Source organism: Roseburia intestinalis L1-82 (genome assembly GCF_900537995.1).
Taxonomy (GTDB): Bacteria; Bacillota; Clostridia; order Lachnospirales; family Lachnospiraceae; genus Roseburia; species Roseburia intestinalis.
In genome coordinates this window covers 1,025,031-1,038,429 of the sequence record NZ_LR027880.1, presented here as the reverse complement: position 1 = coordinate 1,038,429, position 13,399 = coordinate 1,025,031, and the positions used below count along the sequence as shown (strand labels likewise).

At 45.1% G+C, this 13,399-nt stretch carries 12 protein-coding genes; 2 read left to right on the top strand and 10 right to left on the bottom strand.

Annotated features, from left to right (window positions below):
• Position 1 precedes the first annotated feature (1 nt).
• The 4 genes from RIL182_RS04845 to RIL182_RS04830 form a co-directional block, all read right to left on the bottom strand.
• Positions 2 to 1,180 carry an aldo/keto reductase gene (locus tag RIL182_RS04845; RefSeq protein WP_006855516.1) on the bottom strand — a complete coding sequence of 393 codons (1,179 nt, stop codon included), beginning with the start codon at positions 1,178 to 1,180 and terminating at the stop codon, positions 2 to 4.
• Complete coding sequence (locus tag RIL182_RS04840; protein WP_015561231.1) at positions 1,161 to 3,095, bottom strand: NAD(+) synthase; 1,935 nt, start codon at positions 3,093 to 3,095, stop codon at positions 1,161 to 1,163. The genes RIL182_RS04845 and RIL182_RS04840 overlap by 20 nt, the downstream gene beginning before the upstream one ends.
• A gap of 108 nt (positions 3,096 to 3,203) precedes the next feature.
• On the bottom strand, positions 3,204 to 4,079 hold the full coding sequence (gene hslO / locus RIL182_RS04835; protein WP_006855518.1) for an Hsp33 family molecular chaperone HslO: 876 nt from the start codon (positions 4,077 to 4,079) through the stop codon (positions 3,204 to 3,206).
• 73 nt (positions 4,080 to 4,152) lie between these two features.
• Positions 4,153 to 4,914, bottom strand: coding sequence for a class I SAM-dependent DNA methyltransferase (locus RIL182_RS04830; protein WP_044998493.1), 762 nt, complete (start codon positions 4,912 to 4,914; stop codon positions 4,153 to 4,155).
• A gap of 128 nt (positions 4,915 to 5,042) precedes the next feature.
• On the opposite strand from RIL182_RS04830, the gene RIL182_RS04825 reads away from it, so the two are divergent.
• The gene (locus RIL182_RS04825; RefSeq protein ID WP_006855520.1) at positions 5,043 to 6,086 is read left to right on the top strand and encodes a DUF6709 family protein; all 1,044 of its coding nucleotides are present in this window, start codon (positions 5,043 to 5,045) and stop codon (positions 6,084 to 6,086) included.
• Positions 6,087 to 6,211: 125 nt separating this feature from the next.
• Here the strand turns inward: RIL182_RS04825 and ilvN are convergent, their stop codons facing one another.
• The 4 genes from ilvN to RIL182_RS04805 form a co-directional block, all read right to left on the bottom strand.
• A complete protein-coding gene (ilvN, locus tag RIL182_RS04820; protein WP_006855521.1) occupies positions 6,212 to 6,709 on the bottom strand; it encodes an acetolactate synthase small subunit in 498 nt (165 codons plus the stop codon).
• A gap of 14 nt (positions 6,710 to 6,723) precedes the next feature.
• On the bottom strand, positions 6,724 to 8,445 hold the full coding sequence (gene ilvB / locus RIL182_RS04815; protein WP_006855522.1) for a biosynthetic-type acetolactate synthase large subunit: 1,722 nt from the start codon (positions 8,443 to 8,445) through the stop codon (positions 6,724 to 6,726).
• A gap of 78 nt (positions 8,446 to 8,523) precedes the next feature.
• Positions 8,524 to 9,477 carry an AEC family transporter gene (locus RIL182_RS04810; RefSeq protein WP_006855523.1) on the bottom strand — a complete coding sequence of 318 codons (954 nt, stop codon included), beginning with the start codon at positions 9,475 to 9,477 and terminating at the stop codon, positions 8,524 to 8,526.
• 31 nt (positions 9,478 to 9,508) lie between these two features.
• A complete protein-coding gene (locus RIL182_RS04805; RefSeq protein WP_022112813.1) occupies positions 9,509 to 10,003 on the bottom strand; it encodes a dihydrofolate reductase in 495 nt (164 codons plus the stop codon).
• Between the two features lie 359 nt (positions 10,004 to 10,362).
• On the opposite strand from RIL182_RS04805, the gene RIL182_RS04800 reads away from it, so the two are divergent.
• A complete protein-coding gene (locus RIL182_RS04800; protein ID WP_015561224.1) occupies positions 10,363 to 10,605 on the top strand; it encodes a hypothetical protein in 243 nt (80 codons plus the stop codon).
• A 97-nt stretch (positions 10,606 to 10,702) separates the two neighbouring features.
• On the opposite strand, the gene RIL182_RS04795 is transcribed toward RIL182_RS04800, so the two are convergent.
• Both RIL182_RS04795 and RIL182_RS04790 read right to left on the bottom strand, forming a co-directional pair.
• On the bottom strand, positions 10,703 to 11,119 hold the full coding sequence (locus RIL182_RS04795) for an FMN-binding protein (RefSeq protein WP_006855526.1): 417 nt from the start codon (positions 11,117 to 11,119) through the stop codon (positions 10,703 to 10,705).
• Between the two features lie 82 nt (positions 11,120 to 11,201).
• A complete protein-coding gene (locus RIL182_RS04790) occupies positions 11,202 to 13,373 on the bottom strand; it encodes a bifunctional diguanylate cyclase/phosphodiesterase (protein WP_243128732.1) in 2,172 nt (723 codons plus the stop codon).
• Positions 13,374 to 13,399 lie beyond the last annotated feature (26 nt).

Genomic DNA, 13,399 nt, shown 5'->3' with positions numbered 1-13,399 from the left:
CTTACCATAATTTTAAAATCTGAATTGCAGACTTCATTACCTTATACTTCACGTCTTCCAATTCTGACGCTGCACATTTTAACTCTTTGCGTATCTCAATATGCTGCGGGCAGTGTTTTTCGCATTTTCCGCAGCCGACACACTGGGATGCGCTTGCGGTGTCTTTCCGGAATGCCGTACACTGTAAATAATCTTTCCGTCCTGATTTTTTCCCTTCCGAATACATCGCATTATAACAGCGGAATGTTCCCGGAATATCCACTCCCCGCGGACACGGCATACAATACCCACATCCGGTACAGCCGACTTTGACATGCTTTTTGATCTCTTCTTTCACCTGTTCGATCAGTGCTGCGTCTGATGCCGTCAGACAGCCCACATGGGACTCAGATGCCGTCTTTAGGTTCTGCTCCACCATTTCCATGGAATTCATCCCGGAGAGCACACAGGTTACTTCTGGCTGGTTATAGAGCCATTTCAGGGCAAGCTGCGCCGGTGTACGTCCTTCCTTGTCAGCGCGGAACAATTTTTTTGCTGACTCCGGTAAAAGATTTACCAGTCTGCCTCCGCGAAGAGGCTCCATGATGATGACCGGAAGTCCTTTTGCATTTGCATAGCGCAGTCCTTCCACGCCTGCCTGTGAGTATTCATCCATATAGTTGTACTGGATCTGGCAGAAATCCCAGTCGCAGGCATCCACGAGCTGTTTGAACATCTCGGTATTTCCATGATAGGAAAATCCGATATTTCTGATCTGACCGGACGCTAATTTTTCCTCGATCCAGTCCTGCATGCCGATCTTTTTTAATTTTTCCCAGGTCGGTATATCGGTGAGCATATGCATCAGATAATAATCGATATAATCGGTTTTTAATCTGCGCAATTCCTCCTGAAACATCTTTTCCGCACCTGCGACAGACTTGATCAGATAATGTGGCAGCTTTGTCGCCAGATAGATCTGCTCCCTGCAGTGGTTGCGGTCTAAGATCTCTCCGACTGCTGCCTCATTGCCTGCATAGACATAGGCAGTGTCAAAGTAATTAACACCTGCTTTGATCGCCGCCATCACCTCTTTTTCCGCCTTATCAAGATCGACACTGCTGCCGTTTTTAGTAAAACGCATACATCCATATCCTAAAACAGACAATTCATTTCCTTTTTTATCCCTGCGATACTGCATCCTTTAACTCCTCCAGTTCCGCTAACCATATTGAGGCACACGCATCGGACGGCATACGCAGATCCCCACGCGGAGATACCGCAACACTTCCGACTTTTGGTCCGTCCGGCAGGCAGGAACGTTTAAACTGCTGCGCAAAGAAACGGCGGTAAAATGTCTCCAGCCACTTAAAAATCGTTGCATCGTCATAAGTTCCGGCAAATGCCTGTTTTGCCAGACGGTAAACCTTTGCCGGTGCGTAGGAAAGACGCAGCATATGATACAGATAAAAATCGTGCAGCTCGTAAGGGCCGACTAAGTCCTCCGTTTTCTGTGAAATTTTTCCGTCTTCCGGCGGTAAAAGTTCCGGGGAGACAGGTGTGTCAAGCACATCAAGCAGCACCTGTTTTAACGTCTCATCCCCGCAGGTATCTGCATAATAGCGCACCAGATGGCGCACAAGCGTCTTTGGCACCGAGGCATTGACCGCATACATGGACATGTGATCCCCGTTGTAAGTTGCCCAGCCAAGTGCAAGTTCCGACAGATCTCCGGTTCCGATGACCATTCCGCCGGACTTATTTGCAATATCCATCAAAATCTGCGTGCGCTCTCTCGCCTGTCCGTTCTCGTAGGTCACGTCATGCATCGACGGATCCTGTCCGATATCCCGGAAATGAATGTTGACGGCATCTTTGATATCCACCTCGATAAAATCAGCTCCCAGACAGCGGATCAATGATACTGCATTATCGTAAGTGCGGTCTGTCGTACCAAATCCCGGCATGGTCACTGCCTTGATATTACTGTGATCCATTCCGAGCGCATCAAAAGCACGCACGGTGACAAGAAGTGCCAGCGTGGAATCGAGTCCGCCGGAAATTCCGATCACTGCAGACTTACAGTGTGTATGCTCTAAACGTTTTTTCAGTCCCATCGACTGGATCGATAAGATCTCCTCGCAGCGCAGTGTACGGTCGCGCTCTCCGGACGGCACAAACGGCATCGGATCAATATAACGTGTCAGCTTTGTCTCTTCCATCTGTAAGGAAAATACATTTTCACGATATACCGGCTCTGTGACCGTCTCAAATGTTGTCATTCTGCGGCGCTCGGACGCAAGACGGGACACATCGATCTCGGTGGATATCGTCTGTGCGTCAAAAAGTTCTGACTCCGCTAACAAACGTCCATTTTCTGCGATCAGGTTATGCCCGGAATAGACCACATCCTGTGTGGACTCGCCGTCCCCTGCACTCGCATAGATATAGCCGCAGAGCAGTCTTGCCGACTGTCCTTTTACCAGTTCCCTGCGGTAAGCCGGTTTTCCGGTCGTCTCGTCCGATGCGGAAAGATTTACGATCAGCGTTGCTCCGTGCATGGCATGTCCGATGCTCGGCGGATTCATCGTCCAGAGATCCTCACAGAGTTCTGCTGCGATCACAAGTTCCGGCAGCTCCAGACAGGTAAATAACTGTCTCGTTCCCATCGGCACCGTCAATTCTTCGGTCAGCCGTACATCGGCCACTTCTTCCATACCTCTCGTAAAATGGCGCGCTTCATAAAATTCATTATAATTCGGAAGGTAGGTTTTCGGTACGATACCAAGAATTTTTCCACGATTTAATGCCGCTGCCACGTTATATAATTTTCCTTTGTATGCAAGTGGAAGTCCGACAAATACGATCGCATCCACATCTGTCGTAAATGCTGCGATATGCAATAATTCTTCTTTCGCCTCCCGAAGCAGCTTTTCCTGTAAAAACAGATCCCCACAGGTATACCCTGTGATACACAGTTCCGGCAGAACGATCACTTTTGCTCCCGCCTCTGCCGCCTCTTTAACAGACTGGCAGATCACTTTTGCATTATATCCTGTGTCGGCAACCCTGATCTTTGGTGTTACCGCTGCAACTTTCACAAATCCCTGTCTCATTCTTTCCTCTTTTCCGGTTACGTTTTTACCCCTGCTTACCGCAACCACATTGCCTTGCCTTTTGGCTGCTGTCCGCTTGTACTGTTTTTACGGAACAGCAGCACTTTTTTATTTTGCAGAACGCATTTCCTTTAATTCGTCCACATCAAAATGGTATGCCTTGTTACAGAACTGGCATTTTACCTCGATTGCCTCTCCGTCATTGATGATCGAATCTAAATCTTTTTTGCTCAGCGTAGAAATTGCACGTGAAACTCTCTCCTTTGAACAGTCACACTCAAATGCAGCCGGGATCTTATCTGAGATCTCAAGACCGAAATCTCCTAAGATTTCCTCTAAAATCTGCTCCGGTGTCATACCCTGCTCTAACATTTCCGTTACAGATGCGATCTCCCTGATCTTATTTTCCAGTTTTTCAATGACCTCATCACTGGTAAACGGCATCAGCTGGATGATAAAACCACCCGCCTGGCGCACCGATAAGTCTTTGTCCACTAAAACCCCAAGCCCTACTGCGGACGGGATCTGTTCAGATGTTGCAAAATAATAGGTCAGATCCTCAGCGATCTCTCCGGTCTGCAGTGCGATCTGTCCCACATACGGTTCTTTTAAGCCCATGTCTTTGATGACACTCATCACGCCAAGTCCAAGCGCTCCGCCCACATCTAATTTGCCCTGTGCATTTAACGGCAGTTCCACCTGGGATTCCATAGGAAATCCCTTGACATGGCCATGGGAATCCGCTGTCACGGTAAGTCCTTTTGCCGGACCGCCGCACTGGATCTGGATCGTCAAAAGATCATTATCCCCTTTCATCATTGTTCCCATCATTGCCGCACCGCTCAAAAGACGTCCCAACGCTGCCGTGATGACCGGTCTTGTGTCGTGGGCTCTTCTTGCCTCCTCAACCATTTCCTTTGATGTGATGGCAAATGCACGAATCTGGCTGTCCGCCGCTGTTGCTCTTACAATATAATCACTCATATTTTATCCTCCATTTCGTACTGTACTCATAAATTTCTGATGACTCCAATGATGTTGGGAGCAAATAGTGCATTCAGGTTTCCTGATTGCTCCTCGCGATCACATAAATGCGCTCGCTGTCCTCTTTTACCGGCTCTCTCGTAAATGCGTCATATGCTGCGACGAATTCAAGTCCAGCCTGTTCTAAAAGGTGTTTTACGGTTTCTAATTCGTAGGCACGCTGGTAGTGCGTCTCCTCAAATCTGCGGTAAAGTCCTTCTTCCTCCCGGATAAAAAGCGTCAGATCGTATTCATTGATCTGTTCTTCCTCATCGAAATAGTTATCCCAGATGAAGCTTCCCTCCTCGCGGTTCTCAGCGATTGTCGTCTCGCCTAAGAGTTCTCTGTATTTATATACTGTGTTCAGATCGAAGATAAAAATACCATCCGGATCTAAATATTCGTTGACACGGTAAAACAGGGACAAAAGATCTGTCTCTTCCAGCAGATAGTTCATCGAATCACAGATGCTCACGACTGCACGCACGCTTCCGTACAGTTCAAGTTCTCTCATATCCTGTAACAGATATAAGATCTCATCCTCCGGCATCTCCTGATATCCGGTCTCCGCCGCGATCTCCAACATTTCCGGTGAATTATCCACACCGATCATATCGTAGCCCGCTTTTTTCAACAATCTTGTAATCTTTCCCGTTCCACAGCCTAAATCAAGTACTGTTCCGTCACAGATCCCATATTCTTTCATAAGTCCTATAATATACCTGCTCCACTCTTCATAGGGAACATTATCCATGAACAGATCATATACCTGCGCAAAACTTGTATATGCTTCCAAATTATAATCTCCTTTTATCGCTGTTACTGGCAAGTACCATCTTATCACAGGTTTTAGTTGAAATAAAGCAAAAAAGAATCTATACTATTAGCAGTATGTCATTTTTTATTTGAGAAAAGGATTTTGATATGCCCGAAAATTACGATCACTACATCAGCAAAAATATCAAGGCATTTTATAAACGCAGACTTGCAGCTCCGATCATTTACCTGATCGTGCTCATGCTTGCATGGCACTTTTTTTCGCTGTCCGCTGTATTTTCTCCGGACATTTTGCCCGACGACACCTCATTAGAGACCACTTTCCGGGGTGGTAAACAGTATATAAGCACCACACTTTCCGATTTAAAATTTACCGGATATACCCAGTCCATCTTCGGTCACACCAACGGTTATTATTATTACACTATGCGTGACGAGGAATGTATCATCGTATTGTTATCGCCAAATACCAGTGAGGAGGGTCTGCCTTCCATCGAAGAAGTCACCATCAAAGGAAAGATTTCAAAGGGAAATGAAAATTTCGACACCCTGCTTTCCAATCTGTCCACCGATTTAAACTGGACGGAAAACGGTATCCGCAACAAGGTTTCTTCCTACTATATCAGCGAACCGGGATTTAACCACGTTGGAAACTGGATCCTGTTTGCAGCAATTTTCATTACCGGAATTTACGCATTGCTCTGCATCGTGCTCTCTGTCATATACATGTTTTTCCCGGTGCTCTCCCCTGCATGCCAGGATCTTGCACTGTTTGGTAATCCGAAAAAGATGTTAGAGCAGGCGGAGGAAGAGCTCGCCACACTGCCGCAGCTCGCAACGGAAGATATGTTTATCACGGAACATTTTTTCATTGAAACTTCCGTCTACGGCAATGCGATCGTACCGATCGATGAGATCATATGGATCTACAAATACTCCACGCTGCACAAGTTTTTCTGGTACCATTTCAGTATCTCCTACACACTGCATATCAGTGCCAACAAGCATCTGTATATCCAGTGCCCGAAGAATATTAAATCCGACATCGACGGTATCATCGATTACCTCTCGGAGGCAAACCATGATATTCTTGTAGGATTTAACGAGAAAAACCGCTTGAAAGTACAGGAAATTCAGGGAACACCGATGCATTTTGAAAAGTTTATCGCTTTCTTAAATAAGCGCGTATAATAAATTCCATAAATTTTTTCCAAAAAGAAGGAGACAGGTAAAAATTATCACCTGCCTCTTTCTCTATGGAAAACTAATTTCACAAACCCGTTTTTTATTATCTGCCGTTATGACAGCCGGCATGCTTACCTGCATGACGTACTGATTGACTCAATCGCCACTGCACCACCGCGCACAACCTCGATCCGGTGGAATTTGGATTTTAACAGAGCGATCAGTTCATTGTTGCGTCGTTCTGTCAGTTTGCACTCTAAGAGTACACTGTCGTTTCCGATATCTGCCACCTGCACATTAAATACCTGTGCGATCTGGAATACCTCAAGTTTTCCAGCCTCATCGACATCTAACACTTTCGCAAATAAAATCTCTTTCATGTGAATCGGCACATCCGTGAGGTCAATGACCTTAATAACCTCAACCATGCGGTTCAACTGTTTTTTGATCTGCTCAAATGTGATATCGTCACTGGTCACACAGATCGTCATTCTTGAAACCGTCTCATCCTCTGTCGTACCAACCGTAAGACTCTGGAGATTGTAAGATTTTCCGGAAAAAAGACCGGATACTTTTGCTAAAACACCTACCTGGTTTTCCACATATAATGCAATCCATCTATTTTTCATATCCGTATCCTCTCCTATTTCAAAATCATCTCGCTCATTGGATTTCCGCTCTTTACCATAGGAAGTACGATCTCATCCGTGGAAATCATAAATTCAATGATGGTCGGGGCATCTGTGTAGGTACGCGCCTCATCAAGTGCCGCCTGGATGTCCTCCTCTTTTTCCACACGGATCCCGTGTGCGCCGTAGCTCTTTGCCAATGCGATAAAATCCGGTGTGTACGGCGGACAGGATGCATTCGGTCCCTTGCAGTTCGCCGGACAGATTCTCCTTCTGCGCAGGCAGGTTGCCTCATAACGTTTTCCATAAAATAACTGCTGCATCTGACGCACCATGCCAAGGTAATAGTTGTTGAACAGGCAGATGATCACCGGCGCTTCCTGCACGACTGCCGTTGCCATCTCCTGAATATTCATCTGAAAACCGCCATCTCCCGTAAAACATACAACTTCCTTATCCCGGTTGCCTATCTTTGCCCCGATCGCCGCCGGAAATCCAAATCCCATCGTGCCAAGTCCGCCGGATGTGATCAGCTGATGCCAGGAATCCAACTCCAGGTACTGTGTTGCCCACATCTGATGCTGTCCTACGTCCGTCACATAGACAGCCTCTCTAAAGGTACGGTTTACATGCTCAAATACCATCTGCGGTGTCATGCCACAGTCCCTGCGCATCTCAAGCGGATTTTTCTTATCCCACTCTGCGATTTCCTTCTGCCACTGCTCGGTATCTTTCGATTCCGCCCATTCAAGCAGCTTTTCTAATGCCAGATTCGCATCTGATACAACCGGAACATCCACAACGACATTTCTGGAGATTGATGCCGTATCCACATCGATATGTACGATCTTCGCCTTCGGTGCAAATTCATTCAGATCTCCTGTAATACGGTCGTTAAATCTTGTTCCGATAGAAAAAAGCACATCACATTTGCTGACTGCCATATTTGCTGCGTATTTTCCATGCATACCGCTGTTTCCTACATAGAGCGGATGGCTCGTCGGGATCGCACCTTTCCCCATGATCGTTGTGACCACCGGGATCTGCATCTTCTCCGCCAATGCGAGCAGTTTGTCATTCGCATGTGCGATATTGATACCTCCTCCGGCAAGGATCAGCGGTTTCTTTGCGGTGCGGAGCAGTTTATACGCTTTTTTCAACTGTCCGATATGTACCGACTCATTCGGCTTATAACCGCGGATCTGGATGTTCGACGGATACTCCGCCGGTCCTGCTGCCGTCTGGATATCCTTCGGAATATCGATCAGTACCGGTCCCGGCTTGCCGGTGGATGCGATATAAAATGCCATCTTGATGATACGTCCCAAATCTTCCCGTCTGCGCACGGTCACACCGTATTTTGTGACACTTCTTGTCATTCCGACAATATCTACTTCCTGGAATGCATCATTTCCTATTAAAGACAGTGGAACCTGTCCCGTAAAGCATACCAGTGGAATACTGTCATAATGCGCATCCGCAAGACCTGTAATGATATTGGTCGCACCCGGCCCACTCGTCACTAAGCACACGCCGACTTTTCCGGTAGATTTCGCGTATCCTTCCGCCGCATGGATCAGTCCCTGTTCATGTCTTGGCAGGACGACGTCAATACTATCCTGTTTATATAATTCATCGAAAAGATCCGTCACAGTACCGCCCGGATAACCGAAAATGGTATCCACGCCCTCTTCCTGCAGCGCTTTTACAAATAATTTTCTGCCTGTTATATCCATATCGTCCTCCCAAAAACCAAGGTATTTTTTCTTTCAAAAAACTATATCCCATCTCACTGGGAAATGCAATGATTTTATTTATCCAATCAACCCGACTGATTTTAAGATAAAGATCCATCCGGTCAGCGTAAATGCCGCTAATAACGTTGTCGTCACGATCACACTCGCCGTCAGCACACCGTCGTTGTTCATGCTCTTTGCCATGATATAACAGCTCGGCGTTGTCGGGGATGCAAGCATGATCAGAATTGCGATCATTTTCTCCCCACCAAATCCCATCCAGACTGCGACCGGAAGGAAAATGAGCGGCTGGATCACTAACTTGATCAGAGATGCCGCGATCGTCGGCTTGATCTTCGCAAGTGCCTTTCTGCCCTCAAATCCGGCTCCGATCGTGATCAGTGCAAGCGGTGTAGCCATCTGCGCCACACTGTTGACCGTCTTATTGATAATCGTTGGAAATTCGATTCCTAAAAGTCCGACGATCAATCCTGCTAAAATGCCAAGAATGATCGGGTTTTTGGCGATTCCGATACATGCCTCTTTGATTTTTTGTTTTCCATCCACCCCGCTTGCATTTTCTCCCTCAAAGGTCAGCACGATCACGGAAAAAATATTATAAAGCGGCACCGCACTGACGATCATAAGCGGCCCCATCGCCGAGGTTCCATAGATATTCTGGATAAAGGCAAGTCCCATCACCGCCGCACTGCTGCGGAACGATGCCTGCACAAAAGCTCCCCGCATAGTCTGATCCTTTAAAAACAGCTTCACGCCACCCCAGATCAGCCAGAAACACGCGGTACTGACAAGCGCACAAAACAATACATATTTTAAATCGAATACTGCCCTGATATCCACGCCCGCAATATCACGGAACAGCATAAACGGCAGTGTTACCTTAAAATTAAAACGGTTTGCCACCGTGACAAAATTGTCGTTTAACATACCGATCTGTTTTAAAAAATAGCCGATGACCATCACTAAAAAAATCGGAAACGTCACATTGATACTGTAAATAAAATTTTCCATCTTTGCTGCACTGCTTTCTGTTTACGTTTACTTATTTTCTGACTCTCTCATACCGGTAAAAATAATACTCAAGATCAAAATACGTCTGTTCCTCACTGTCTGCCGTTATCTCCCATGCCGGATCTGCGTCCAGATCCGGGAAATGTGCATCCGCATCGTATGCAAAATCGATTTTTGTGACATGCGCCACATCACATTCATCGATGAGCTGGCGATAAACAGATTCCCCGCCGATCACATAAATATCTTCGCTGTTATACTTTTCTAACTCTTCATGTAATTCTTCCATATCATGCACGATCAGCGCTCCCGGAACCCGGAACTTTTTATCATGTGTCAGCACAATATTCGTCCGTCCCATTAAAGGCAGTCCATTTGGAAATGTCTCCAATGTCTTTCGTCCCATCACAACCACTTTGCCCATCGTCGTCTCACGGAAAAACTTCTGATCTGCCGGAATCCGCACCAGCAATTCATTTTTATTACCGATCGCCCAGTTTTCATCTGCCGCTACAATTAAATTCATAAAAATCCTCATTTCTGAGCAACTTATTGCGAAGAGGCGACGAGAATCTTAAATTCTCGGAGGCATGTTTTTTTATGCCTTGCCATCAAAGCTATTTGTTTTTGCTCAGAAACAAATAGCCGTGTGAAAGATCTTTTTTTCACACGATTCTCCATCCTGATCACTGCACTGCTTTTCAAGCATCATGCTCTTATCCCGCGCACAGTTTCTTCTCTCTCAAACTCTCATTTTACCCAATTTCCACGAAAATGACAAGGTGTATTTCTATTGCTTTTTCTAACAGAATGGGGTATATTATCATTATGTTTATTTGATTTTTATCCATGCTGGGCATGTGAATAATAAAACGGAGGATGATTATGAGTCAGGCAAAAGTTGACCGCTATAAAGAAGAGAAAGCAAACCGCAAAAAGATTCTTGCAAAAGAAAAAAGAAAACGTATCGCAGGCACCATCTGTGGATGGTTAATTGCATTACTTATCGTCGGATGGGCAGGATACTCCGGTTATAACGCTTACGAAAAGAGCAGACCGATCAAAACGATCTATGCTGATCTTGACGCTATCAATAATTACATGGATACGCTCAGCACAGAAGAATAACTTTTTTACACAAAAAGGTTCCGGTACATCCGGAACCTTTTTTGATTCTTGACAACACACAGTTCTCAAACCTCTCATTCTTTGATTTTAAACTGTGTTAATCTGCCTCTCCCTCTGCGATCTCCGCTTTCGCAAGCGCATTTTCAATCGCATTTAAAAGTACAATCGATGTATACTGATTATCCGTACGATATGTAATCCCTTCCGTCGACTGCTGTTTTATCACCTGTTCACTGACATTTTCCAATGCCGGCTCCATAAGCGGATACATTGTCGACACTGTTTCATCCAGACTGACCAGGGAAATGGATTGTATACGGTTTTCATCTACAATGACCTGTACATCGGCTGACTGGCTGCCCATCATTACCGACGAAGTGTATACGCCTGCCGTATACTGCATCGTTGGCTCTGCATCGCCCTTCTGTTTTTTTGGTAAAAACATGAAAAGCAGCAATATGACCAGTACGATCCCAAGTCCGACAAATATCGCTGTATAGATAACCTCCTTCATATGAAGGACCACGATCCTCGTCTTTGCGCTCACCCTGTACCTCCATGGTATCGATTGTTATATTGTATGAGTGCAAAGCATATTACATGCACGCTTCTTTTAAACATTCTTCATATTCTTTTACCGGCAGTGGACGCGAAAAATAGTATCCCTGAATATCATCACAGTCCAGATTGCACAAAAACATCAGCTGCTCTACCGTCTCAACACCCTCTGCCGTAATTTCCATGCCAAAACTCTGTGCCAGCTTTGTAATTGAGTTTAACAATTTCTCTCCGTTATCGTCCCCTATGTAATCGACAAGACTTTTATCCAGCTTGATCGTATCGAAATGCATACGGTTTAAAGTTGCAAGGGATGAATATCCACTTCCGAAATCGTCCAGAAGTATCTTAAATCCTGCCGTGTGAAACTGCTCTAACAGATTAAATATTTCATTATTATCAATCGTTGCACTTTCTGTAATTTCCAGCTGAATGTATTTCGAATCAAGGTCAAACGACCGGATAATACTTTCATATTTTTCAACGACGCTTGAATAATAGAGGCTGACACGCGAAATGTTTACCGAAACAGGAAGCATCTTCTGTCCCTGTTTCTGCCACTCTTTCTGCTGCCTGCACACAGCTCGGAATACATACTCATCGAGCCGGATGATATTTCCATTCCGTTCAAACAATGGAATAAACTTAAGCGGCGGAATCAGTGCTCCATCCGCCCTGCGCCATCGCACAAGAGCCTCCGCTCCCACAAGCTTTCTCGAATGTGCACTGTATTTTGGCTGATACCAGATTTCAAACTCTTCGTTTTCAAGCGCTGTTTCAAAATGTTCTTCTAATTCACGGTTTTCCTGAATACTCTCATGGTTCAGCTCATCATAAAATATATAATGCCTGTCACGCCTTCCTTTGATCTGATGCTTTGCCTGCACTGCATTTCCGTATAAAGGATCGATCTCATCTAATACGATCGTATGAAAAATTCCAAACACCGGGAAAAGATTTGGTATTTCCAGACGTTCCGGTATCTCTTCTATCTTTCTTATTACATGTTCCAGTCTTTGTTTGATGTTTTCCTGATTTTCATCCATCCAGAACAATATAAACCGGTCGGCATTGACATGCGCTGCCAGTTCATTTTCTCCCGTTTCGGTTTCAAAAATCTCCCATATGACACGCAGCACCTCATCACCTTTTTTGACTCCACAGGTGCTGTTGATCAGCTTAAAATCTGTCACATCCATAGCAATCAGCCATCCTACACCATCTTTTTTGCTTTTTGCCTTTTTCTTAAAAGCTGCAAAATTATCTCCTAATGTGACAGGATCCTGATATGCAAGCGACATAAGTTCTTTTTTACTTTGGCGCCAGGAGTAAATATATACCCCGACGCTGACCGATATGACAACCAGAATGATCACCATCAGACTGTTGATCGCATCCATGACCACCTGCATACGGCTTGTTAAAACGCTATCCTCTACTGCAGTGACCACATACCATGGTTCACCGCTCTCTTCTATTTTAAGTGGCATATAGTAATAAAGTGAGACTTCTTTCCGTTTTGGATCCAATCCATAGCCACTTTTTCCCTCTTTCATGTTACTGAGCATCAGGTCTCCGGCATAATCATCTCTTTCATCCTCAGAAACATCCGTATTAAAAATATTTCTCCCGATTCCCCATTCTTTACTGTTTCCGGAAGTTGCAACAATCGTACCGTCTATTTTTATGATGTAATTAAAAGCCTGTCCTTCAAATATCTCATTCTTCAGGCACCCCTCAAGCATTTCATCTTTGCAGGTTGCAAATAAAACTCCTTTTACCGTTTTCCGTTCTTTTTCATATACCGGCACACTGAATACATTTATGGTTTCATGTGAAGTATCAATCCTGTCTTCAAATGCATCCGTCAAAAAGTTTTTTCCCCGCATCGACTGTTGAAAAAAATCTCTGTCAGACATATTTAGCCGATAGCCATCCGTCGTTTCTGCTGTACCATCTGCCGCAATATATCCTATCCGTTTAAACTGATACGTCTCTACAAATCCCTGTAATTTATTAACGATAATTTTTTCGTCCCCGCCTGACTCTCTCGCAAGACCAGAAAGCAGTCTAAAACGCGTGCTTACTTCTTTCTCTACCAATATTACATTCTGTTCTGCCATCCCCTCAATGCTGCTCATCAACTGCTGCTGTAAACTGCTCCGTATCTGCCCAAAACATCCAAATAATGCTATTCCTAAAATTAACAATATTGCACATAAAACTGCTACAGTAC

Coding starts and splice junctions, on each gene's coding strand:
- RIL182_RS04845 (WP_006855516.1), bottom strand. CDS start 1,180: ATGCAGTATCGCAGGGATAAAAAAGGAAATGAATTGTCTGTTTTAGGA.
- RIL182_RS04840 (WP_015561231.1), bottom strand. CDS start 3,095: ATGAGACAGGGATTTGTGAAAGTTGCAGCGGTAACACCAAAGATCAGG.
- hslO (WP_006855518.1), bottom strand. CDS start 4,079: ATGAGTGATTATATTGTAAGAGCAACAGCGGCGGACAGCCAGATTCGT.
- RIL182_RS04825 (WP_006855520.1), top strand. CDS start 5,043: ATGCCCGAAAATTACGATCACTACATCAGCAAAAATATCAAGGCATTT.
- ilvN (WP_006855521.1), bottom strand. CDS start 6,709: ATGAAAAATAGATGGATTGCATTATATGTGGAAAACCAGGTAGGTGTT.
- ilvB (WP_006855522.1), bottom strand. CDS start 8,445: ATGGATATAACAGGCAGAAAATTATTTGTAAAAGCGCTGCAGGAAGAG.
- RIL182_RS04810 (WP_006855523.1), bottom strand. CDS start 9,477: ATGGAAAATTTTATTTACAGTATCAATGTGACGTTTCCGATTTTTTTA.
- RIL182_RS04805 (WP_022112813.1), bottom strand. CDS start 10,003: ATGAATTTAATTGTAGCGGCAGATGAAAACTGGGCGATCGGTAATAAA.
- RIL182_RS04800 (WP_015561224.1), top strand. CDS start 10,363: ATGAGTCAGGCAAAAGTTGACCGCTATAAAGAAGAGAAAGCAAACCGC.
- RIL182_RS04795 (WP_006855526.1), bottom strand. CDS start 11,119: ATGAAGGAGGTTATCTATACAGCGATATTTGTCGGACTTGGGATCGTA.